The following is a 21,372-nucleotide window of genomic DNA, read 5'->3' as shown; positions in this document are numbered from 1 at the left end:
GTACCTTGACCCAGCCCCAAGATCGCAAAAGCAGGCTGGGGATCGGAGCGGCGGAGGGGTGTGGTCGTCGGGACGGCTCGCTTCCCGTTGCCGGGTGACGGTTGAGGGGGTGGTCGTGGGGAGTGCCCGGCTTTCGTTGCCGGGGGGGGCGGTGGAGTGCGTGCTGGGGGGTGTGGCGTCCGCAAGTTCGCCACAACCGCCACCGACCTAACCCGCCCAGGGATCACCGGTCCCCTAGGGCGCGGGTCAGGGCGTGGGCTTCCTTCAGCAGCAACGCGCCCAGCTCAGGACGTCGATCGTCGCGGAAGCGGGATTCCACGCCGGTCAAGGTGAGTGCCCAGGCGGGCTCGCCGGAGGGACCAAAGACCGCGGCGGCCATGCCCCAGCTGCCTTCGACCACCAACCCCGGATTGACCGCATACCCCAGCTCCCGCGTCCGAGCGATCCGCTCACGCAAGGGCGCCGCCGCGTGCGATGGGCCCCAGTCGCCCGTGAGATCGACGCGCGCGAGGTACTCGTCGACCTCACGGTCCGGCAGCATCGACAAAACGACCAGCCCCGCCGACACCACGCCTAGCGGGAACCGGGCGCCTTCGTACAGCACGAACGAGCGGATCGGGAAATCCCCGTCCTCGCGGAGCAGGCACACCGTCTCGTCCCCGCGCCGCGCCGAAAAGAAGGCGCTCTCCCCCGTGGCCGACGCAAGCCGGTGGACGCTGGCGCGGGCCTGTTGCGTCACGTCGTAACGGCGGGCTGCCACCTCGCCCAGCAGGTACAACTCCGGCCCCAGGAACCATGATCCCGTCCGCCGATCACGGTCCACATAGCCCTCACCGGACAACGCCACCAGCAACCGGTGCACCGTGGGACGCGCCAAGTCCGTCGCGCGGGCGACGTCCGAAGTGGACAAACCGGCCTCCGGGGCCGCCGCGAGAGCGCGCAGGACGATCGCGATCCGTCCCGTGACGTGCACCGGCGCTTCGGTCATTGACCGATTCTACGTCCACTCAGTGAACACCCAGCGCACACCCGTCCACCAGGCGATAAGTCTTCATCCCTACCACTTCCAGCCGTTGACCGGCGGGCATCCCGCTGGCTTGACTGCACGGGACGCTCAGTGAACGGACAGGGAGGAGCAGGCGCTTGTCCACCAGGTACAGCAGCGCGGCCGAAGCGCTGGACGGCGTGCTCGCCGACGGCATGACGATCGCCGTGGGCGGGTTCGGGCTCAGCGGGAACCCCAACGACCTGATCGAGGTCGTGCGGGAGTCCGGCGTGACGGGGCTGACGATCGTCTCCAACAACATGGGGGTGGACGGCAAGGGCCTCGGCCTGCTGCTGGAGAACCACCAGGTGCGCAAGGTGATCGCGTCCTACGTCGGGGAGAACAAGCTGTTCGCGCAGCAGTACCTCGACGGCGAGCTGGAGGTCGAGTTCTCCCCGCAGGGCACGCTGGCCGAGCGGATGCGGGCCGGTGGCGCGGGAATCGCCGCCTTCTACACCCGCGCCGGCGTCGGCACCCCGATCGCCGAGGGCAAACCGCACGCGGAGTTCGACGGGTACACCCACGTACAGGAACGCGCCATCATCGCCGACGTCGCGCTCGCGCACGCGCACACCGCGGACGCGGCGGGCAACCTCACTTATCGTTACGCGGCAAGGAACTTCAACCCGCTCGCGATCACCTGCGGCCGGGTGAGCGTCGCCGAGGCCGAGGTCGTGCTGGACGGCTACCTCGACCCGGACCTGGTCGGCACGCCCGGGGTGTTCGTGAACCGGTTCGTGCAGGCCCGGCCCCGGGTGAAGGAGATCGAAAAGCGCACCGTGCGAGCGAAGGCGGAGGCCTGACCATGACCTGGACACGCGACGAGATGGCCGCGATCGCCGCGGCGGAGCTGCGCGACGGCGACTACGTCAACCTCGGCATCGGCATCCCCACGCTGGTCGCCAACCACGTGCCCGACGGCGTGCGGGTGACGCTGCAGAGCGAAAACGGCATCCTCGGCCTCGGCCCCTTCCCCGTCGAAGGCGAGGAGGACGCCGACCTGATCAACGCGGGCAAGCAGACCGTCACCGTCAACCCCGGCGCCAGTTTCTTCGACTCCGCCACGTCGTTCGCGATGATCCGCGGCGGGCACATCGACATCGCGCTGCTCGGCGCCCTGCAGGTCGGGGCGAACGGGGACCTGGCCAACTGGACCGTGCCCGGCGCGCTCGTCAAAGGCATGGGCGGGGCGATGGACCTGGTCGTCGGCGCGAAGCGGATCGTGGTGATCACCGACCACGTCGCCAAGGACGGCAGCCCGAAGATCGTCACCGAGACCACCCTGCCGCTCACCGGCGCGGGCGTGGTCGACCGGATCATCACCGACCTCGCCGTGCTCGACGTGACCCCGGACGGACTGCGCCTCGTGCGCACCGCGCCGGGCACCGATCTCGCCGAAGTCCAGGACAAAACCGGCGCGCCCATCTCGGCGTGATAAATCAGTGGACGGCACCGGACCACGCGGTTACGGTTCTCCAGACCGTGACTCGACACCGGGAGGTGAGCACCATGAACGCTGTTTCGATGTGGGTGCTCCCCTCGTCGTCACGGTCGGGCGACTGACGTAGGGGTTGCCGGGAGCGCCTCGAGCAGGCACTCCCGAAAGGTGACCACTTTGGACACTGCACGTTTCATCGCGGGCGATCCCGCGGTGAAGATCACCCGCGTCGGGCCACGGCTGTGGCACGCGCTCGACGGCGAGACGGTGGCCGGTCGCGGCGAGGCCACCACCCGGCCCGACGGACGAGTCTTCCTCAGCGTCGACGCCTGGCATCGCCCGGTTTTCGACCGGCTGGCCCAGGAAATGCTGGCGGCGTCCGAGGAACCGCTGCACACGGTCGTCGACGAAACCGACCACGAACTCCTGGAAGCCTGGCAGCAGGCCGGTTTGACCATCCGGCGACGCGAGTGGGAGTACCTCGTGCCCACCCGCGTCACGGCAGCACCCCCAGCGGGCGTCACGATCCTGCCCACCGGCACGGCCGAAGCAGGCCGGTTGCGGGAGCTGGACCGCGTCATCCGCGAAGAGGTCGAAGCGACCGTGGGCTGGGCGGAAATGCCGGCCGAGGTACTGCCGCAACCGGCCGGAGCGGATCCGGCGAAGTACGCCGTGGCCACGGAGGACGGCGAGTACGCGGGCCTGATCCGGGTGGCCCAGGCGACGCGCCTGCCCCGGATCGGGCTGGTCGCCGTCCGCGCCGCACGGCGGCGCCGCGGCATCGCCCGCGCACTTCTGAACCACGCGCTCGGCGTGCTGCACCTGGCAGGCATCGAGACCGCGTCGGCCGAGGTGAACGAGGCCAACGCGGCCGCGACGGCGTTGTTCGATGGCCTCGGCGCCCGGCGGGCGAACAGCGTCCTGGAGCTGGTGCGCCATGGCCGGTAAGGACGGTATCGAGGTGGAAGGCACCGTGATCGAGTGCCTGCGTGACGCCCGGTTCACGGTCGAACTGCCGAACGGGCACCACGTGCTCGCCCACATCAGCGGCAAGATCAGGAAGAACTACATCAAGATCGTGCCGTACGACCGGGTTCTGGTGGAGCTGAGCCCGTACGACCTGACCCGCGGCCGGATCCTCTACCGGTACCGGAACTAGGAAGTGTTTCAAATGTGGTTTGCGTGGCGGTGCGGGTAGGGGAACCTGAGGCGGCCCCTGGCTGTGGGATCTCCTCCTCAAGAATGCCAATTCTCAGCGTCGGAGCTGTCCTCGCCAGGAACCGCCCACCCGTCTCCCACCGCCACCCTCAACGGACGCGCTCCGCGCGGATCCGCCGATTCAAACCCCCGGCGGTGCGAGCTGAGTCCCACACCGCAAGCGGCTCCGCCGCTTATAAGACAGAACCTAGGCGCCGCGCGACGGGAAATCCGGCGCGCGGCGTTCGGCGAACGCAGCGAGGCCTTCGCGGGCATCGGCCGAGGTGAAGGCCTTCTGCCCGTATAGGGCCTCGCTGTGGAACGCCTGTTCCTGCGGGAGATCACCGAGCCGCAGCACGGCTTCCTTGATCGTCCGCAACGCCGTGCCGCTGCGCGAAGCGAGCCGGTGGGCCCGCTCCATCGCGGCGTCCAGCAGCCGCGCGGCGGGCACGACCTCGTTCAGCAGCCCGTACCGAAGTGCTTGTGCCGCAGGGATTCTGTCGCCCTGCAGCATCAGCTCCATCGCCCACACGTACGGGATCTGCCGCGTCAGCCGGGTGAGCGTGCCGCCGGCGGGAACCACGCCGACGCCGCTCTCCGGCAGGCCGAACTCCGCCGTGTCCGCCGCGACGCGGATGTCGGTGGACAGCATGATCTCGAACCCGCCACCGAGGCAGAGCCCGTTGACCGCCGCGATCACCGGCTTGAACAGGCTCGTGTGCTTCTGGTGCGCGGCATCCCATTCCGAGATGTCGAACCGGCCCTCGGCGAGCGCCGGGATCGACTCCGAAAGGTCCGCGCCCACACAGAAAGCGCGGTCCCCGCTGCCGGTGAGGACCGCGACGGCGAGCGAGTCGTCGTCGCGGACCTCGGCGAACGCCGCGCCCAGCTCGTCGTACATCGCGAGCGTCAGCGCGTTGAGCTTGTCCGGCCGGTCGAACCGGATGACGCCGACCGCGCCGTCCTTTTCGAGGGTGATTCCCCCCATCAAATGGCCCCCTTCTCACGCAGCTCCGCGATCCCCCGCTCGTCGAGGTCCGCGAGCGCGCGCAGGATCGTGTCCGCGTGCTCCCCGACCTTCGGCGCGAGCCCCCGCGGCTGCGTCGGGGTGCTGCCCAGTTTGATCGGCGAGCCGAACATCCGCAGCTCCCCGAAGTCCGGGTACTCGACGTCCACGACCATGTCGCGGGCCGCGATCTGCGGGTCCTCGACCACTTCGCCGATGTTCTTGACCGCGCTGAGCGGCACCGCGTCCCCGACGATTTCCTCCAGTTCGGACTTCGTCTTGTCCTCGAACCACTTGTGCAGCACCGGCCGCACCCGCCGCTCGTAGACCTCGGACTCGAACCGCTTCGCCATCGTGTCGATCTCGGGGTCCTCGGCGAGCTCGGGCTGCCCGAACAGATGACACGAAAGGCGCCAGAACTTGTCGGTGTAGCCGCCGAAGAAGACGTAGCCGTCCTTGCAGGGATACAGCTCGTAGGGTTTGACGAACGGGTGCTCGTTGCCCAGCGGTCCGGGCACCTTACCGTCCACTGTGTACGAAACGACGGCGTTCTCGGTCAGGCTCAGCACCGAATCCTGCTGGGACACGTCGACGAGCTGCCCTTCGCCCGTCTTCTCCGCGTGCCGCAACGCCGCCAGCGTCCCGATGACGGCGTACAGCGTCGCGGACAGGTCGCCGATGATCGTGCCGACGCGGGCCGGTGGCCGGTCGGCGAACCCGTTCATCGACCACAGCCCGCCGGTCGCCTGCGCGCTGTTGTCGTAGGCAGGGCGCCGCCGGTACGGGCCGGTCTGGCCGTAGCCCGAGATCGCCGTGTACACCAGGCGCGGGTTCTCCGCGCGCAGCACGTCGTAACCGACCCCGAGCTTGTCCATCGTGCCCGGCCGGAAGTTCTCCACCAGCACGTCGGCCTTGCGCACCAGCTTCTTCAGCAGTTCCTTGCCGTCCTCGGTGGACAGATCGAGGGTCAGCCCGAACTTGTTCCGGTTGAACTGCGCGAAGAACCCGCTGAACTCCTCCTCGCCCGCGGTGAGCTTGGGCGGGAAGTCCCTGGCGTAGTCGGGATCCTTCGGGTTCTCGATCTTGATCACGGTCGCGCCGAGGTCGGCCAGCAGCATCGAGCAGAACGGGCCTGCCACGACCCTCGTGATGTCGAGGACCACGATGCCGCGCAGCGCGCCTTCGCTCGTCCCGCCGGGCAGCATCCCGGCGAGCGGGCCGCCGTCGTTGATCGTCATCTTCGCCCCTGTTCGTCAGTTCGCGGCCGCGTCCACCCGGACGCGGGCTTCGAGAAGCGTGCCGCAGGAAGGACTGTAGAACTCGTCGATGAGCACGCGACGGCCTTCGGTGCGTGGCCGGACGCGGACCCCGTACTCGGCCAGCCGGTCCGCCGCGACCTGGGTGACCTTCCGCGCTTCGTCGCGCCAATCCTCGCCCTTGCCCAGGCGCGCGCCGCTCGCGGGCACGTACCAGCCGTCGGCGTCACGGCGCGGCGCGGACGAACCGGCCGGTGCCGTCGGCGGCACGGTTTCCGTCGGCGCGGCGCCGACACGTTCCCGCCGCAGCTCGGCGCGCGCCGCGTGCGTGGCCGACTCATCCGCGACGCCGTCGGTGAGAACCACGCCATACGTCCGTTTCGCGGTGTCGGCGGTGATGTAGCCGTCCCGGACGTCCGCGGCGACGAGCCGCGGGTCCCGCAGCAGCGGGTCGCCGTAGCCGCCACCACCGGCGATCCACTGCACCAGCACGTCCCCGGCGCGGATCGCCACCGACTGCTGGTTGATCGCGAGCAGTTCGCGTTCCGCCGAGTCCAGCGTGTCCCGCGTCGGAATCCGCCCTGCGGCAAGGAGTTCCCCGACATCGGTGCGCCGCCAGACCTCATGCCCGCTGCCACCACCGGGCAGCCCGCCGCCGTAGCCGTCGGCGACCACCTGTGCGCTGGGCGCGAACACGGTCTGGGTGACCTCCTGCGCGCCGTGCAGCGTCCACGCGAACCGCAGGCCGAGCCCGCCGCGGTGCGCGCCGTGCCCGGCGCTTTCGGTGTTGAGCTGCTTCCACAGGTACAGGACCGGGTAAAGCATCTCGTTCATTTCGACGTCCGGCAGCATGTTGTTGACCTGCGTCATCATCCCGGCGCAGTCGAGCCCGTCGCGCTCCGGCTGCGCGCCGGCTCCCATGCCGCCGCCGTCCATGTTGAACAGCACGAAGAACTCGCCGTCGTCGGTGGTCCCGGCCGAGATCCCGCCCGTCCACGAATCGCCCCAGACACCCTGTGTGCGATCGCGGACCGTTTCGTCGGCGGACGCGCGGCAGGCGTCGTTCATGAGTTTCGTGACGACGCGGCTGACCCTGGCGCCGGTGGTGAGGTGGCCGTTGCTGATCGGCGCCGGTGGCCGCGGGTTCACGATCGAGCCCGGCTCGGCGACGATGTCGAACGCGGTCATCACGCCTTCGTTGAACGGCACGTCCCAGGCGAGGATCGGCACGATCGCGGACGCGACGCTGCCGACCAGCGCGCCGTAGCTGCAGTTGATGAAGCCATCGGTCTGCTCGCTGGAGCCGGTGAAATCGAAGGTGACCTGTTCGCCGCGTTTGGTCATGGTGCACGCGACGCGGTACAGCTCGTCGACGTGTCCATTGTGCTCGGTCCACTCCTCGGCTTCGTAGGTGCCGTCGGGGATTTCCCGGATGCGGTCGCGGACCACCTGCTCGGCGAGTTCGAAGGAAAGCCTGGTGTAGTCCCGGAACTGCGGCAGGCCGAACTCCTCGATGGTGCCCAGCAGCCGCCGGATCCCGGTGTTGTTGCTCGCCACCAGGCTTCGCACGTCGTTCCAGAACAACGCCGGCACGCGGACGTTGTTGAGCAGGATCCGGCGCACCCACTCGACGGGCTCGCCCTTCTCGAAGATCTTGACGCCAGGCGGAAGGCGCAGCGCTTCGGCGTAACAGTCGAGCGCGCCGGGCGCGAACCCGCCGGGCGTCATGCCGCCGACGTCGACCAGGTGCGCCTGCGACTGTGCCCAGCCGATCAGCTCGTCGCCGTGGAAGATCGGCGAGATGATGTTGGTGTCCGGCGGATGGCTCGCGCCGGCGGTGTGCGGGTCGTTGCTGATGAACGCGTCCCCCGGCGCCAGCGGCTCACCTTCGATGGCCCGCACCAGGTTCTGCACGGCGACGCTGCCCGAGCCGATGTGGAACTGGACGTAGTCGGAGTAGGCGTAGATCCTGCCGGTGGGATCGAACAAGGCGGTGTTGAAGTCGCCGGCCTCGGTGATCACCGGGGAGCCGGACGAGCGGATCATCGCGATGCCCATCTCCTCCACGATGGAGTCCAGGCGCATCCGGATGACTTCGAGGGTGACCGGGTCGAACCCCTCGGGGAGGGTGTGCGGGGTGCTGGTCATGGGTCGTCTCCTTTGACGGGTCAGCGGGCGAGGCGCAGCAGGAAGTCGCCGCTTTCGGTGAGTTCGACGGTCGCGCCGCTGGGCACGTACACCGTCGTGTCGGGCTCTTCCAGCAGGCACGGGCCGGACGCGCTCCCGAGCGCCCCGAAGCCGCGGTGCACGTCGACCTCCACGCGCTGGCCGGTGAGCGGTTCGAGCACCTCGCGGCGGGACAGCTCGTGCTGCTCCTCATCGGCGCCAGCAAAGTGCCGCACGGCCTGCACGTCACTGCGCCCGATGGCCCGCACGCGCGAGTTGACGAGCAGGATCTCGGCCTCGGTCCACGCCGTGCCCGCGCCGAACTCCTCTTCGTAGTCGGCGATGAACTGGGCGCGCAGGGCTTCCTTGTCGGCTTCGCGGAACGTGCCCGCGGGTAGCCGGGTGGTCACCTCGAAGATCTGGCCGACGAACTTCATGTCCGCCTCGCGGTAGAGCTCGCGGCTGTCCCCGGGGATTCCCTCGGTTTCGAACCACGCCTGCGCCCGCTGTTCGAGCGCGGCGAACTCCTTGTCCAGCACCTCCGCGGGCCGGTCCATCGTCCACGGGCTCGTCTGCACCGCGGAGAACACGGAGTCGGCGTGCATGAGGCCGTGCGCGGAGAAAACGGCCGCGTTGCGCGGAATCACGACCTCGCGGACCCCGGCCTCGGCGGCGATCCCGGCCGCGAAGAGGCCGCACGCGCCGCCGAACCCGACGAGGGTGAACTCGCGCGGGTCATGCCCGCGGTTGACGGTGATCTTGCGCAGTGCGTTGGACATTTGCGACGTCGCCAGCCGGTACACGCCTTCGGCCGCGGCGTCCTCGGTGATGCCGAGCGGTTCGGCCACGTGCTTGCGCAGCGCGGCGCGCGCTTGGTCCTCGTACAACGGCACGGTGCCGCCGAGGTAGTAGTCCGGGTTGATCAAGCCCAGGACGAGCGCGGCGTCGGTGACCGCGGGCCGCGTCCCGCCCTTGCCGTAACAGGCCGGGCCGGGCGTGGAGCCCGCGCTGTGCGGGCCGACGCGCAGCAGGTTGCGGCCGTCCACCCACGCCAGGCTGCCGCCGCCCGCGCCGATGGTTTCGATGTCCACGGCGGTCAGACTCGTGGGCAGGCCACCGATTTCGGCACGCGGCAGCAGCCGGAACTCGTCGTCGATGATGGCGGCCGCGTCGAGGCTCGTGCCGCCCATGTCCGCGGTCAGCACGCGGCTGCGGCCGAGCTGCTTGCCCAGCAGCCGCGCGCCGGTGACCCCGCCGACCGGCCCGGAGTTGAACATCGAAATCGGCGCCTTGCCGGTCTCTTCCACGGAGAGGAAACCGCCGTGCACCTGCATGATCTGCACGCGAGCCCGCAGCCCCCTGCGCCGGAGCTCGTCGGCGAGATGATCGAAGTGCGAAGCCACGATCGGCTTCACGGCGGCGTCGAGCGCGGTGGTGACCATGCGCTCGTACTCGCGGTACACCGGGGTGAGCCGGCTGGACAGCGTGTACGGGAGGTCCGGGTGGTGCTTGTCGAGGTAGTCGCCGATCGCCCGCTCGTGCGCGGGATTGCGGAACGACCACAGCAGGCAGACGGCGATCGCTTCGGCGCCCGCGGCCAGTACGGCGTCCACGGCGGTGGCGATCGCGTCCTCGGTCAGCGGGACCAGCGCGGTGCCGTGCGCGTCCACCCGTTCGGCGACCTCCACGATGCGGCGGCGCTCCACGATGTCCGGCGGCGCCGCCATCTCGTGCGGGTCGCGTTCGTCCGTCCGTGCCGACCTCGCGATCCGCAGGGTGTCGCGAAACCCTTGTGTGGTCAGCAATCCCACCGCGGCGTACTTCTGCTCGTCCACCGCGTTGGTCACGATGGTGTTGCCGAGGACGAAGCGGTCGACGCCGGCGAAGAACTCCGCCTCCGCCATCCCCGCCCGTTCTCGCAGCACCCCCAGCGCGTCGAGGATCCCGGTGGTCACGTCCTTGGTCGAGAACGCCTTGCCGCGAATCGCGCGCCCGTCGACGATCGCCACGGCGTCAGTGAACGTGCCACCGACGTCGATGCCCACGTGAAGCGTCATGCTCGCTGTCTCCCTTGACTGCGTCGGTGCTGATCGTGCCAGGGACGGTACGTGCACTGGTCCGTTCAGAGTATGTATCGTCCATCCAGGATTCCCGGTCACTTCTCGGACCATCGGCACATGCGAAGGAGGCGGGCCATGTCCGACGCGATCCCGGTCGACGTCGTCATCGGCCTGCTGCACGCGGCTTCGGCGGAGCCCGAAATCGATGTCGACGCGCTGATTTCCAAGCTGTCCCTGCCCGAGCAGGACGCGATGCGGATCGGCTACGAACTGCGGCACCTTCGCGCGACTTCGCAGCGCTGGCGGCGGCGCGGCCAGGAGCTCGCCGCGCTGTTCTCCTCCGCGCGCGAACTCGCCCAGCTCCGCGACGTGGACGAGCTGCTGGGCCGCCTCGTGGAACGCGCGCACGACCTGATGGGCACCGACGTCACGTACCTGTCGGAGTACGACGCGGAGACTTCGGAACTGCGGGTGCGCACCACGCTCGGCACGGTCGCGCCCTCGTTCCTCGGCCTGCGGGTGCCGCCCGGAATGGGGCTGGCGAGCCAGGTCGTCGAGCGCCGCCGTCCTTTTTGGACATCCAAGTACGCCACGATGACCCAGGCGCCCCACGATTCGGGCATCGATGCCGCTGTGAACGCGGAAGGGCTGGTGTCCTTGCTCGGCGTTCCGCTGCTCGCGGGCGAAGAGGTGATCGGCGTGCTGTTCGCGGCGAACCGCGTAGAGCACGCGTTCTCCCCCGACGAAATCTCGCTGCTTTCGGCCTTCGCCGACCACGCCGCCGTCGTGCTGCAGACAGCGCGGCTGCTGGCCCGCACCCAGCAGTCGGCCGACGAAACCCGCCGCGCGTATGGCGAACTCGCCCGCCACGTCGAAGCGATGGAACGGGCGAGCGAAGTCCACAGTGACCTCACGAGCCTGGTGCTGGAAGGCGGCGAAGCCACGGACGTCGCGACGGCGCTCGGCCGCGCGTTGCGGTGCCAGGTCACGATCCTCGATCTCGACCGCCTCGACGAGACAGTGGCCGAGGCTGTGGATCTCAGCCGCCGCAGCGGCCGGTGCACGCCCGCGGGCGAGGGCGAATACGTGGTTGCCGTGCTCGCCGGGCCGACTCTGCTCGGCGCTCTCCTTCTGCAGCAAGGAGAAGTCGAGTTCGGCCCGGTGGAACGGCGGACCGCCGAGCGCGCCGCGCAGATCACCGCGCTGCTCAACCTCAAGCAGGACGCCATGCTGGAGGCCGAGCAACGCGTCGGCAGCGACCTGCTGGCGGACATGCTTTCCGAGGACGCGGACAGGCGCGCCGACATCGGCGCCCGTGCGCGCGCCCGCGGGATCCGGCTCGACGAACTGCGATCGCTGGTCGTGGTTTCGGTCCCGGCGGAGCTTCGCCGCGAGGCCGTCCGCGCCCTGCGTCGCACGGCCGGGCTGGTCGGTGAGCACGCCGATCGCATCGTGGCGCTCACCGCCGAGCCCGACCCCGCGACGGCGAGCACGCTCGTCCACACGACGGTCGGGCGCACGGTTCGCTCGCCCGTGCTGACGGTCGGCGCAGGCGTCGGCGACACGACCGAAGACCTGCGCACGGAGGTCGACGCGGTGTCGGCGTGCCTGCGGATCCTGCCCGCGCTCGGGATGAGCGACGCCGCCGTCACCGCCGACGAATATCTCCCGTACACGGCGCTTTTCGGGCCGGGCGAGAAACGCGTGGCGGCGTTCGTCCGGCGTGTCATCGGGCCGGTGCTGGACTGGGACGCCGAACGCTCCGCCAAGCTCCTGCCCACTCTCGCGGCGTACCTCAGCAACCGGATGAGCCCGGTCGCCACCGCGCGTGCGCTGCACCTGCACAAGAACACCGTGCTGCAGCGCCTCGACCGCACGGCGGAGCTGCTCGGCGCCGACTGGCAGGAACCCGACCGGCTCTTCCGGATCACGGTCGCCATTCGCCTGGCACATCTGACCAAAAGCCCATAGGCGCACCGTCAGCAGTGGACGGTCGGTCCGTTCCGGAGTGGGGCGCCGAGCACTAACGTCCTGCCTCGTACCGCAGCCACGTCGAGGTGGGAGGGGCGCCATGCCGCGCACCAGTCGTATCCAGGGTCTCCGCGACCTGTCCGTCGAGGCCCGGCGGAAGTCCGTCGCCGAGGCCGCCGGCGTCGAGGCCGCGGCGATCGCCGCCTTCGATCCCGCGCAGGGGCTCGGCCTCGGGCAGGCCGACCACATGATCGAGAACGTGGCGGGCGTGCTGGCCGTGCCGCTGGGAGTGGCCACGAACTTCGTGATCAACGGCACCGAGGTGCTGGTCCCGATGGCCACCGAGGAGGCGTCCGTCGTGGCGGCGGCGAGCAACTCCGCCAAGGTCGCGCGGATCCACGGCGGGTTCTCCACGTCCTCGACCACGCCGGTGATGCAGGCACAGGTGCAGATCGTCGGCGTCGCGGACCCCGAGGCCGGGCGCGTCCGGCTGCTGGAGGCGCGCGACGAACTGATCGCGCTGGCGAACGAACAGGACCCGAAGCTCGTGGAGTTCGGCGGCGGGGTCCGCGACATCGCCGTCCGGCTCGTGCCGTCCCGCGCCGGCACATACGTGGTGGCGCACCTGCAGGTCGACGTGCGCGACGCGATGGGCGCGAACGCGGTGAACACGATGGCCGAGGCCGTCGCTTCCCGCGCCGCCGAGATCGCGGGCGGCAACAGCCTGCTGCGGATCCTCACCAACAAGGCCGATCTGCGGCTTTCCCGTGCCCGCGCGGTGTTCGACGCGGAGGCGCTCGGCGGGCCCGAGGTCGTCGACAACATCATCCACGCCGCCGCGCTCGCCGAGGCCGATCCGTACCGGGCCGCCACGCACAACAAGGGGATCATGAACGGCATCACCGCCGTCGTGCTCGCCACCGGCAACGACACCCGCGCGGTCGAAGCGGGCGCGCACTCGCACGCCATCTCGCCCGCCGGGCTCTACACCTCGTTGTCGCGCTTCGAAAAGGACGCCGACGGCAACGTGGCCGCCAGCCTCGAACTGCCCATGCCCGTCGGTCTCGTCGGCGGCGCGACCAAGGTGCACCCGACCGCGCAGGCCGCGGTCAAACTGCTCGGCGTCAGCACCGCCGCGGAGCTCGCCGAGATCATCACGGCCGTGGGCCTCGCGCAGAACTTCGGCGCGGTCCGGGCGCTGGCCACCGAAGGGATCCAGCGCGGCCACATGTCCTTGCATGCCCGCAACATCGCCGCGACGGTCGGCGCCACCGCCGAGGAAGTCCCCGCCGTGGTCGCCCGTCTCGTCGCGGACAAGAAGGTGCGCGCGGACTACGCGGAGCAGGTACTGGCGGACATCCGGGCCGGACGATGACCACCTTCGGGACCGGGCGCCTGCCCGGACTTCCCGACGCCGTCACGATTTGCGAGGTCGGTCCGCGTGACGGCCTGCAGAACGAGGCCACGCCGCTGCCCGCGGACGTGAAGGTCGAGTTCATCGAGCGGCTCGCCGACGCGGGGCACGCGGTCGTCGAAGCGACGAGCCTGGTGCACCCGAAGTGGGTCCCCCAGCTCGCCGATGCCGAAGAAGTCCTGCGGCGGCTCGATCGGCGCCCCGGGGTCCGGTATCCGGTGCTCGTGCCCAACCAGCGCGGGCTGCGGCGGGCACTCGACCTCGGTGTCACGGACATCGCGGTGTTCGCCTCGGCCACGGAATCCTTTGCCAAGGCCAATCTCAACCGCACCGTGGCCGAGTCGCTGGAGATGTTCGCGCCGGTCGTCGCACAGGCCCGCGAATCCGGGATGCGGGTGCGCGGGTACTTGTCGATGTGCTGGGGCGATCCTTGGGAGGGCGAGGTGGGTGCGGGCCAGGTCGTCGAGGTCGCGACCCGGCTGATCTCCTTGGGGTGCACGGAACTCAGCCTCGGCGACACCATCGGCGTCGCCACCCCGGGCCGCGTCGCTGCGCTGCTCGACGCCCTGGTCGCGGCGGGTGTGCCCGTCGGGACGATCGCCGTGCACTTCCACGACACCTACGGGCAAGGGTTGGCCAACACGCTCGTCGCACTCCAGCACGGAGTGACCACGGTGGACACATCGGCGGGTGGCCTCGGCGGCTGCCCCTACGCCAAGAGCGCCACCGGGAACCTCGCCACCGAAGACCTACTCTGGCAACTCGAAGGGCTCGGCATCCGCACCGGCGTCAACCTCGAGAAGCTCGTCGAGACGAGCACCTGGCTGGCCGAGAAACTCGGGCGGCCCAGCCCATCAGCCGTCGTGCGCGCACTGGGGTCCTAGGTTTCCCGGCGACGCGACGCGAGCCACCCCCAACCGCCACCTGGCAACGAAAGCCGGGCACTCCCCACGACCACCCCCCCAACCGCCGCCCGGCAACGCGAAGCGAGCCGTCCCGACGACCACACCCCTCCGCCGCTCCGATCCCCAGCCTGCTTTTGCGGTTCCGGGGGTTTGTCAAGGTACTCTTTCCCGCCTTGACGAACCCCCGGAACCGCAAATACTCCGAGATCGGGGCGGCGGAGAGGTGCACACAGCGCGCCCTGCGCGCGTCCGTTGCTGCCCCAAGCCGAGCCAAAGCAAAGCCGAGGGGAAAAGACAAAGAAGCCCCTCGCCGGGGAGGCTGGCTCCGGGATAACAAGGGGTTTCGCAGATCCACTCACCGAAAGTGGGTGGTTGCGTCGGTGGTCATCCCGTCGCCTGCGGTAGCGGTATCACTTCACCCCGGACCCGCAAGCTTTGGTCCTTCGGCCGCGCGCTGGTGAAAAAGGTTGCGGGCCCGGACTGAAGTGATGAGGGCCAGGGCAGGCGACGGGATGACCACCAACTCGGTCAGGTTCAAAGCCCTGCCACCTCCCGGTTCGAACGCTGCCACGGCCGGACCGGTCAGCCGCGCTGTCAAGCACATCACCTCGCGTCCGTCAAGGCTTCAAATGTTCGTACATTTGACGTAGGATACGTCCGTACATTTCCCCGGCCGCCTCCCGTAGAGACGGCCAGTTAACTCTGCCTATGAGGTTCATCAGCCCAAAGAACACTACACAGTCCCACATCGCTCGAAAACTAGTTCTGTGTCAGAATCACTGGCCGAAGGGGAGGAGACCAGGTGCTGTTGGCGGAGCGCAGGCGTCCGCAGGTGGTGCGGGAGCATCCGAAGGCCGGCTGGTTCGCGGTCGGCACGGTGTGCTTCGGCGCCTTCATGGGGCAGCTGGACGCGAGCATCGTCACGCTCACCTTCCCGGCCCTGCAGTCCGAGTTCGGCCAGCCCCTCGCGGCGATCCAATGGGTGTCGCTGGCGTACCTGCTCGGCCTGGTCGGGCTGCTGGCCGCCGCCGGTCGGGTGGCCGACGCGGCGGGGCGGAAGCTGATGTACGTCTGGGGGTTCGGGGTCTTCACGCTCGCCTCGGTCGCGTGCGGACTCGCGCCGGGGCTCGGCTGGTTGATCGGGTTCCGCGTGGTGCAGGCGCTGGGGGCGGCGATGTTGCAGGCCAACAGCGTCGCGCTGGTGGTCACGAGCGTGCCGAGGGAACGCAGCCGGGCCGCGCTCGGCGTACAGGCCTCGGCGCAGGCGCTCGGTCTGGCGCTCGGCCCCGCGCTGGGCGGCGTGCTCGTGAGCACCATCGGGTGGCGCTGGGTGTTCCTGGTCAACCTGCCGGTCGGCATCGCGGGCCTGATCGCCGGACGCTACCTCCTGCCAAGAACCCGTGAACGGACACCGCTCGGCCGTTTCGACACCACCGGTTTCGGCCTGCTCGTCGCCGGATCCACGGCCGTTTTGCTTGCCCTGTCCGGAATTTCCGGCCTGCACCTGCCACTGTGGACAGTCCTGGTGCTGGTGGCCGTCGCGGTGGGAGCGGTGATCGCGTTCGGCGCGCGGGAACGGCGGGCGCGGAGCCCGTTGATCGACCTCAGCGTGCTGCGCCCACCCGCGGTGTCGTTCGGCCTGGCGGGCGCCTTGTGCGGCTATCTCGTTCTGTTCGGGCCGCTCACGTTGTTCCCGCAGATCCTGGGCGCGCACGCGGGGCTCGTGCTGACGTGCCTGCCGGCCGGGTTCGGGCTCGCCGCGGTGGGCGCCAATAGGCTGCTCCCCCGCCGCCTCGGGTCGCGCGGCCGGACGGTCGCCGGTGCGCTGGTGTGCGCCGCCGGGTGCGCGGTGCTGCCGCTGGCGCCCGGGGCGCCGGCGCTGGCCGGGCCGGTACTGTTGCTCGTCGGGATCGGCCTGGGCGTGTTCATCCCGGCCAACAACTCCGTGATCATGGGGGCGATCCCGGCGCGGATTTCGGCGACAGGAGGCGGACTCGTGAACATGGCACGTAGTTTCGGCACCGCGCTCGGTGTCGCGCTCGTGACGCTGTGCTTGCACATCGGGCACGCCGCGGGCAGCACGGTGACGCTACTGGCGCTGGCCGTGTTCGCCCTCGTCGCCGGAGCGACCGGGCTCGCCGGGGGCAAGCGGGCATGACCGGGTCCGAGCCGGAACTCGCCGACATCGTGGCCCGGCTCCGGCGGGCCATGCGCCGCGCCGGCCGCACCGCGGATCCGGGCAACCCGCTTTCGGTGGCGCAGCTGGAGCTGCTGTCCTGCCTGGCGGAGAACCCCGGCGCGCAGCCCAGCCAGGTGGCCCGGAAGTTGCGGCTCGCGCCCAACTCCGTCACCACGCTGGTCAACGGGCTGCGCAAACGGGAGCTGGTCACCAGCGCGGGCGGGACCGAAGACCGCCGCACCGTCCGGCTCGAGCTGACCGGCGACGGTGAGGCCGCGGTGCGGCGGTGGCAGACCACCAACGCCCGCATCCTCGGCGAGGCGCTCGGCAAGCTCCACCCCGGGTGGCAGCACGTGCTTTCCGCCGCCCTGCCCGCGCTGCACGAACTCGTCGGCGCGATCGACGAACTCGCCGACGACCACCCTGTCTGACGCTCTCGCGGGTTATCGCGAGGCCGGAACCGAGCCGAGGAAACGCTCCCCGTCGACCACCGCGCGTTCGATCTCGCCGGTGGCGACGGCCTGCCCGGTTCCGTCGACGGCCCGCACGGTGAACGACATCCGTCCCTCCACAGTGGACTCCCGCACCTCCGCGAAGACCTCGACCTCACCGCCGACCGGCGTGGGCCGGCGGTGCCGGACGTGGATCGCGGTGCCGACCGTGGTCTGCCCGGCCGCCAGCGAAGGCGCGGCGCAGGCGACCGTCGCCGCTTCGAGCCAGGCGATCAGCCGCGGGGTGCCGAGCACGGGCAGGTCACCACTGCCCAGCGCTTCGGCCGTGTCGGCCTCGGTCACTTCGAACCGCACAGGTCGCTCCTCTCCACCGTGCGACGCCCCGATTTCGCACGGCCTCAAGGTACCCGGCGGCGATCACCCGGCGGGTTCCAGCGCGAACCGCAGGGTGAAGTGGTCGAGGGTCGCCGGGAGATCCCCGGGCCGGAGTCGCTTGTCCAGCACCGTGAACCGGTACCGCCGCAGCAGGTTCGCCAGCAGCGTCGACGTCGCGAACAGCACCACGTCGCGTCCGGGGCAGGCGCCCGGCCCGGCGCTGAACGGCACCAGCGCGGGCTGTTCCGCCGCCCGGCCGTCGAGCCAGATGCCGGGTTCGAAGCGGTCCGCGTAGGGCAAGCGCTGCGCGTCCCGGTGGAAGAACGGGGTCGACACCAGGTACGTCGTGCCCTTGCGGCCCCAGGCCGTATCTTCCGCTGCTTCTCGGAGCAACGCCGGCGTGGTCGGCCACAGTCGCACGGATTCGAGTACGCAAGCACGCAGGAACGGCAATTGCCGCGGTTCGCTCGGGTCGGCCGCTGTCGCCTCGGCGTGCGCTTGGGCCCCGGCCTGCGAGTGCGACGCCAGCAGCGCAAGCGTGCGGAAGGTGGCGATCCCGGCGGCGTCGAAGGCGAACAACCAGTGGGGCACCTGGCCCGCGGGGTCGGTCGCCGCGTCGGCCGGGGTGGCGTTCACCGCTGCGGCGAGGCTGCCTGGCCGGTTCAACGCCACCTGCTGCCGCACCAGGTCGAGGAACCGGTTTCGCAGCTGCTTGCGTTTCGGGCGGGCGTAGGCCCAGTTCGCGTCCAGGCGCAGTGCGCCGAGCAGGTCGGTCAGCTCGCGGTCTTCCGCCGTGTCACCGCCGAGCGTGATCTCGCGGACGAGCTGCCACCAGCGGGTGTTGAACTTGTCCCAGTCCAGTTCCGGGGCGGCCGGCTGACTTGCGCGCTCCGCGATGCGCCGCGCCCACGGGGCGGCCAGGTCGTGGATCGCCCGGCCCGGTTCCAGCACCTGCTCGTTGAAGCCGCGCCGCGCGGCGCGGTTGCCGTCGTCGGAGATGAGCACCCCGTGCGGCTGAAAATGGCTCAGCGCGGCCTTTTTCTCGAGTGTGGCCGGAGTGAACGGACTCGGCGTCCGCGCCAGCACGCTGCCGGCGTCGGCGTGGCCGAGCAGCACGGTCACCGACCGGCCGGGGATCCGCAGCTGCAACGGGCGCTCGCCGTAACGCTCGCGGAGCCTGCCCAGCAGCCGGATGCCGGGGCGGTCCAGTTGCAGCCGGTCCGCCAGCGCCATCGCGCGCGGGCGTCGTTTGATGACTCCGCCCCGCAGCGTCGGCGCGAGCACGGTCGCGGCGACGCGTGCGGTGTCCGCGACCGACGCGGTGGCCGGGGAGAGCTCCTTGCCGCGGCTCACGGCCGAGAGTGTCTCGTCTGAGGGGATCGCGTGGAGTTCTTGTCCTGTCGGCATACCGGGGAGCTACCCGCCCCGGCCGGGGTCCAATCGGCTTTCGCCGTCCGGCGGTAGCGGGCATTCGTGGATGGTGAGCAGCAGGTGGTCGAACTGGGTGCGCTGCTGGAGCGGACCGCCGCCGAGCGCGGTCAGCGCGGCGGTGAGCTTGGCGGCCAGGTCCCGCAGTTTGCTGTTGGTCTCCTGGGAGCGCCACTTCAGGACCGCGAAGGCGTGCTCGGCGGTGATGCCGTAGACGAGCATGAGCGCGCCTTTGGCCTGCTCGATGACGGCGCGGGCGTCGACGACGTCCGGCAGCGCTTCGCTGAAGATCTGCCGTCGCTGTTCGGCGAGGTCGGGGCCCAGGTCGATGTAGTGGCCCGCGGTGCCGACGGTGGCGCCGGTGTCGTCGAAGAGCCGGTCGGCGACGACGAGCACGTGATGTTCGGTTCCGGTGGTGTCGATGATGCGGTGGCGGCTGCAGAACGCGGTGCCGTCGCGGACGGCGGCGGCGAGGTTTTCGGCGACCGCGACGCGGTCGTCCGGGTGTTTGTGTGACAGCAGCAGCTCGGTGGTCGGGTGGACGGAGCCCGGCGCGTAACCGTGGAGCAGGGCCACCTCGTCGGACCACTCCCAGCGCTGGTCGGCGAAGTGGAACCGGAAGCTGCCGATCGTGTGGGGGCGACCGGCCACGACCCGGTGCAGCGCCGGCGGCGGGCCAGCGGCGGAAGGATCGAGGGTGTCACTCACGAGTCCATCGTGCCCGTTTCGGGCGGCCACCGGACGAAGTCACCCGGTGAGCCCATCGCGTGCCCATGGGCACTCCCTCAGCCCGGGGTGGTTTCGCCACCGAGCGCGGCCAGCACTTCGCCGCTGTAGTACCCGGAAAGCCGGTTCGACGCGAGGAACACGTACGACGGAGCGAGGTCGTCGGGATGCGCGGCCTCCTGGAACGGCACCTGCAGGCCGAATTTCTCCACCTTCTCCGGCGGGAACGTCGAGGGAATCAACGGCGTCCACACCGGCCCCGGCGCCACGCAGTTCACCCGGATCCGCCGCCCGGCCAGCGCCTGGGCCATCGCGTAGGTCCACGCGTGCACCGCGCCCTTGGTGGCCGAGTAGTCGATCAGGGACTTGTTGCCCCGCAAGCCGTTCACCGAACCGGTGTTGATGATCACGTCCCCGTCCCCGAGGTGTGCCAGCGCCGCGTCGGTGACCCGGAAGTAGCTGTGGATGTTCACGTCGAAGGTGTGCATCCACTGCTTCTCGGTCAGCTCCTCGGGCGCGTCCACCGGCCATTGCGTGGCGACGTTGTTCACCAGGATGTTCAAGCCGCCCAACCGTTTCACGGTCTCGCTGACGATCTCCCGGCACTGGGCGCCTTCGGCAAGGTCACCGGGCAGCAGCACGCACTGGCGCCCCTCGGCGCGCACCAGTTCCGCCGTGCGTTCGGCGTCCTCGTGCTCGTCCAGGTAGGCGATCGCGAGGTCCGCGCCCTCCTTGGCGAAGGCGACGGCCACCGCCCGGCCGATCCCGGAATCACCGCCGGTGACCAGCGCCCGCTGGTTCAAGAGCAGGTCACGGCCCTCATAGCCGGCCATCGTGTCGCGCGGCGCCGGATCCATTTCCCGGGTGGTACCCGGCGGCTCCTGCTGTTGTGGCGGACGTACGCGGTCGGACATGGTGCACCCTCCTTCGGTTCCAGGCCTCGGACTACCCGTGGTGAGCCTGGGAAAACTGGGTACACGGACGGCGGTGACACGCATGGACGGACAGCGCCACGGCGCTGGGAAAGGATCACCGAGTGGTCAGCATCGCCGCGCTCCTGGCGAGCGAGCGGAAGAAGTTCTACGACAACGCGGACGTCCTGCACCGGCAGCTGCCACGCGTGCACGGCGGCGGGTTCGTCGAGGAGATCGAACCGCACCACTGGCGTTACGCCGCCGAACTCGCGGACCGGCTCGGGTGCACGGTGACGCTGCCGCTCTACCCGCTCGTCCCCCGCTACAGCCACACCACGATCCTGCCCATGGTGCAGGCGACCTACGACGCGCTGGCCATCGCGCAACGCCTCCGCGAGCGCGGTGAGCCGCAGCCGGAACGGATCCTGCTGATCTCGCCGTGGCTGGACGTGCTGGTGGACGACCCGATGTCGGTGCTGCTCGACGACTACGACCCGATGCTCGGCATCACCGGACTGCGCGAAGCCGGCCGCACGTACTCCGAAGGCGCCGACCCGCACGATCCGCTGATCAGCCCGCTTTACGCGGAGTTGTCCGGGCTCGGCCCGTTCAGCCTGTTCATCGGCGCCCGCGACGTCCTCCTGCCGGACGCCCGCCGGTTCGCCCAGCACGCCACCGAAGCGGGGATCGACATCGACTACCGCGAGCGGCGCGCGATGTTCCACAACTGGGTCATGGAAAAAATCCCGGAAGGCCGCGAGGAACTCGACCACCTCGAGCGGATCCTCCGGCGCCCGCCCGCCGGGCGCTGAGCGGGTCAGTCCCCGGACTCTTCGAACT

Annotated in this window: 19 protein-coding genes; 10 read left to right on the top strand and 9 right to left on the bottom strand. The window is 70.1% G+C overall.

Going from position 1 to position 21,372, the window contains the following annotated elements:
* Window positions 1-223: 223 nt before the first annotated feature.
* The gene (locus FPZ12_RS36395) at window positions 224-988 is read right to left on the bottom strand and encodes an IclR family transcriptional regulator (RefSeq protein WP_144759191.1); all 765 of its coding nucleotides are present in this window, start codon (window positions 986-988) and stop codon (window positions 224-226) included.
* Window positions 989-1,143: 155 nt separating this feature from the next.
* Here FPZ12_RS36395 and FPZ12_RS36390 point away from each other — a divergent pair, with 155 nt between their 5' ends.
* The 4 genes from FPZ12_RS36390 (at window position 1,144) to infA (ending at window position 3,642) form a co-directional block, all read left to right on the top strand.
* Window positions 1,144-1,848: a CoA transferase subunit A gene (locus tag FPZ12_RS36390; RefSeq protein WP_144759188.1), complete on the top strand. Its 705-nt coding sequence runs from the start codon at window positions 1,144-1,146 to the stop codon at window positions 1,846-1,848.
* A gap of 2 nt (window positions 1,849-1,850) precedes the next feature.
* Window positions 1,851-2,480: a 3-oxoacid CoA-transferase subunit B gene (locus FPZ12_RS36385; RefSeq protein ID WP_144759185.1), complete on the top strand. Its 630-nt coding sequence runs from the start codon at window positions 1,851-1,853 to the stop codon at window positions 2,478-2,480.
* 180 nt (window positions 2,481-2,660) lie between these two features.
* Window positions 2,661-3,431 (top strand): GNAT family N-acetyltransferase, encoded by a 771-nt coding sequence (locus FPZ12_RS36380; protein ID WP_144759182.1) that lies wholly within the window; start codon window positions 2,661-2,663, stop codon window positions 3,429-3,431.
* On the top strand, window positions 3,421-3,642 hold the full coding sequence (gene infA / locus FPZ12_RS36375; RefSeq protein ID WP_144759179.1) for a translation initiation factor IF-1: 222 nt from the start codon (window positions 3,421-3,423) through the stop codon (window positions 3,640-3,642). Before FPZ12_RS36380 ends, infA begins: the two co-directional genes overlap by 11 nt.
* 246 nt (window positions 3,643-3,888) lie before the next feature.
* On the opposite strand, the gene FPZ12_RS36370 is transcribed toward infA, so the two are convergent.
* The 4 genes from FPZ12_RS36370 to FPZ12_RS36355 are packed head-to-tail and all read right to left on the bottom strand — an operon-like array spanning window position 3,889 to window position 10,165.
* Window positions 3,889-4,668: an enoyl-CoA hydratase/isomerase family protein gene (locus FPZ12_RS36370; RefSeq protein WP_144759177.1), complete on the bottom strand. Its 780-nt coding sequence runs from the start codon at window positions 4,666-4,668 to the stop codon at window positions 3,889-3,891.
* The gene (locus FPZ12_RS36365) at window positions 4,668-5,924 is read right to left on the bottom strand and encodes a CaiB/BaiF CoA transferase family protein (RefSeq protein ID WP_144759174.1); all 1,257 of its coding nucleotides are present in this window, start codon (window positions 5,922-5,924) and stop codon (window positions 4,668-4,670) included. The genes FPZ12_RS36370 and FPZ12_RS36365 overlap by 1 nt, the downstream gene beginning before the upstream one ends.
* Before the next feature lie 15 nt (window positions 5,925-5,939).
* The gene (locus FPZ12_RS36360; RefSeq protein ID WP_144759171.1) at window positions 5,940-8,090 is read right to left on the bottom strand and encodes a hydantoinase B/oxoprolinase family protein; all 2,151 of its coding nucleotides are present in this window, start codon (window positions 8,088-8,090) and stop codon (window positions 5,940-5,942) included.
* A 20-nt stretch (window positions 8,091-8,110) separates the two neighbouring features.
* Window positions 8,111-10,165: a hydantoinase/oxoprolinase family protein gene (locus FPZ12_RS36355; protein ID WP_144759168.1), complete on the bottom strand. Its 2,055-nt coding sequence runs from the start codon at window positions 10,163-10,165 to the stop codon at window positions 8,111-8,113.
* Between the two features lie 138 nt (window positions 10,166-10,303).
* Here FPZ12_RS36355 and FPZ12_RS36350 point away from each other — a divergent pair, with 138 nt between their 5' ends.
* The 5 genes from FPZ12_RS36350 to FPZ12_RS36330 all read left to right on the top strand — a co-directional run bounded on the left by FPZ12_RS36350 (window position 10,304) and on the right by FPZ12_RS36330 (window position 17,068).
* Complete coding sequence (locus FPZ12_RS36350; protein ID WP_144759165.1) at window positions 10,304-12,139, top strand: helix-turn-helix domain-containing protein; 1,836 nt, start codon at window positions 10,304-10,306, stop codon at window positions 12,137-12,139.
* A gap of 100 nt (window positions 12,140-12,239) precedes the next feature.
* Window positions 12,240-13,514, top strand: coding sequence for a hydroxymethylglutaryl-CoA reductase, degradative (locus FPZ12_RS36345; protein WP_144759162.1), 1,275 nt, complete (start codon window positions 12,240-12,242; stop codon window positions 13,512-13,514).
* On the top strand, window positions 13,511-14,437 hold the full coding sequence (locus FPZ12_RS36340) for a hydroxymethylglutaryl-CoA lyase (protein ID WP_144759159.1): 927 nt from the start codon (window positions 13,511-13,513) through the stop codon (window positions 14,435-14,437). Before FPZ12_RS36345 ends, FPZ12_RS36340 begins: the two co-directional genes overlap by 4 nt.
* Before the next feature lie 823 nt (window positions 14,438-15,260).
* Window positions 15,261-16,616 (top strand): MFS transporter, encoded by a 1,356-nt coding sequence (locus tag FPZ12_RS36335; RefSeq protein WP_144752310.1) that lies wholly within the window; start codon window positions 15,261-15,263, stop codon window positions 16,614-16,616.
* Window positions 16,613-17,068, top strand: coding sequence for a MarR family winged helix-turn-helix transcriptional regulator (locus tag FPZ12_RS36330; RefSeq protein ID WP_144752307.1), 456 nt, complete (start codon window positions 16,613-16,615; stop codon window positions 17,066-17,068). Before FPZ12_RS36335 ends, FPZ12_RS36330 begins: the two co-directional genes overlap by 4 nt.
* Window positions 17,069-17,080: 12 nt before the next feature.
* Here FPZ12_RS36330 and FPZ12_RS36325 read toward each other — a convergent pair whose 3' ends face one another.
* The 4 genes from FPZ12_RS36325 to FPZ12_RS36310 form a co-directional block, all read right to left on the bottom strand.
* Complete coding sequence (locus FPZ12_RS36325; protein ID WP_144752304.1) at window positions 17,081-17,443, bottom strand: thioesterase family protein; 363 nt, start codon at window positions 17,441-17,443, stop codon at window positions 17,081-17,083.
* A 63-nt stretch (window positions 17,444-17,506) separates the two neighbouring features.
* A complete protein-coding gene (locus FPZ12_RS36320; RefSeq protein ID WP_243770219.1) occupies window positions 17,507-18,817 on the bottom strand; it encodes a cytochrome P450 in 1,311 nt (436 codons plus the stop codon).
* A gap of 63 nt (window positions 18,818-18,880) precedes the next feature.
* On the bottom strand, window positions 18,881-19,600 hold the full coding sequence (locus FPZ12_RS36315) for a PAS and ANTAR domain-containing protein (protein ID WP_144752299.1): 720 nt from the start codon (window positions 19,598-19,600) through the stop codon (window positions 18,881-18,883).
* 77 nt (window positions 19,601-19,677) lie between these two features.
* On the bottom strand, window positions 19,678-20,532 hold the full coding sequence (locus FPZ12_RS36310; protein WP_144752296.1) for an SDR family oxidoreductase: 855 nt from the start codon (window positions 20,530-20,532) through the stop codon (window positions 19,678-19,680).
* A gap of 122 nt (window positions 20,533-20,654) precedes the next feature.
* On the opposite strand from FPZ12_RS36310, the gene FPZ12_RS36305 reads away from it, so the two are divergent.
* Window positions 20,655-21,344: an alpha/beta hydrolase fold domain-containing protein gene (locus FPZ12_RS36305; RefSeq protein ID WP_243770218.1), complete on the top strand. Its 690-nt coding sequence runs from the start codon at window positions 20,655-20,657 to the stop codon at window positions 21,342-21,344.
* The last annotated feature ends 28 nt before the right edge of the window (window positions 21,345-21,372 follow it).

This window comes from Amycolatopsis acidicola (assembly GCF_007713735.2).
Classification (GTDB): domain Bacteria; phylum Actinomycetota; class Actinomycetes; order Mycobacteriales; family Pseudonocardiaceae; genus Amycolatopsis_E; species Amycolatopsis_E acidicola.
Note: the sequence above shows the minus strand (reverse complement) of the source record. Positions and strands in the feature narration are given on the sequence as shown.

Bases quoted from the DNA above. Each gene is read 5' to 3' on its own strand.
- FPZ12_RS36395 (WP_144759191.1), bottom strand. From the start codon at position 988: ATGACCGAAGCGCCGGTGCACGTCACGGGACGGATCGCGATCGTCCTG.
- FPZ12_RS36385 (WP_144759185.1), top strand. From the start codon at position 1,851: ATGACCTGGACACGCGACGAGATGGCCGCGATCGCCGCGGCGGAGCTG.
- infA (WP_144759179.1), top strand. From the start codon at position 3,421: ATGGCCGGTAAGGACGGTATCGAGGTGGAAGGCACCGTGATCGAGTGC.
- FPZ12_RS36370 (WP_144759177.1), bottom strand. From the start codon at position 4,668: ATGGGGGGAATCACCCTCGAAAAGGACGGCGCGGTCGGCGTCATCCGG.
- FPZ12_RS36365 (WP_144759174.1), bottom strand. From the start codon at position 5,924: ATGACGATCAACGACGGCGGCCCGCTCGCCGGGATGCTGCCCGGCGGG.
- FPZ12_RS36360 (WP_144759171.1), bottom strand. From the start codon at position 8,090: ATGACCAGCACCCCGCACACCCTCCCCGAGGGGTTCGACCCGGTCACC.
- FPZ12_RS36355 (WP_144759168.1), bottom strand. From the start codon at position 10,165: ATGACGCTTCACGTGGGCATCGACGTCGGTGGCACGTTCACTGACGCC.
- FPZ12_RS36350 (WP_144759165.1), top strand. From the start codon at position 10,304: ATGTCCGACGCGATCCCGGTCGACGTCGTCATCGGCCTGCTGCACGCG.
- FPZ12_RS36345 (WP_144759162.1), top strand. From the start codon at position 12,240: ATGCCGCGCACCAGTCGTATCCAGGGTCTCCGCGACCTGTCCGTCGAG.
- FPZ12_RS36340 (WP_144759159.1), top strand. From the start codon at position 13,511: ATGACCACCTTCGGGACCGGGCGCCTGCCCGGACTTCCCGACGCCGTC.
- FPZ12_RS36330 (WP_144752307.1), top strand. From the start codon at position 16,613: ATGACCGGGTCCGAGCCGGAACTCGCCGACATCGTGGCCCGGCTCCGG.
- FPZ12_RS36310 (WP_144752296.1), bottom strand. From the start codon at position 20,532: ATGTCCGACCGCGTACGTCCGCCACAACAGCAGGAGCCGCCGGGTACC.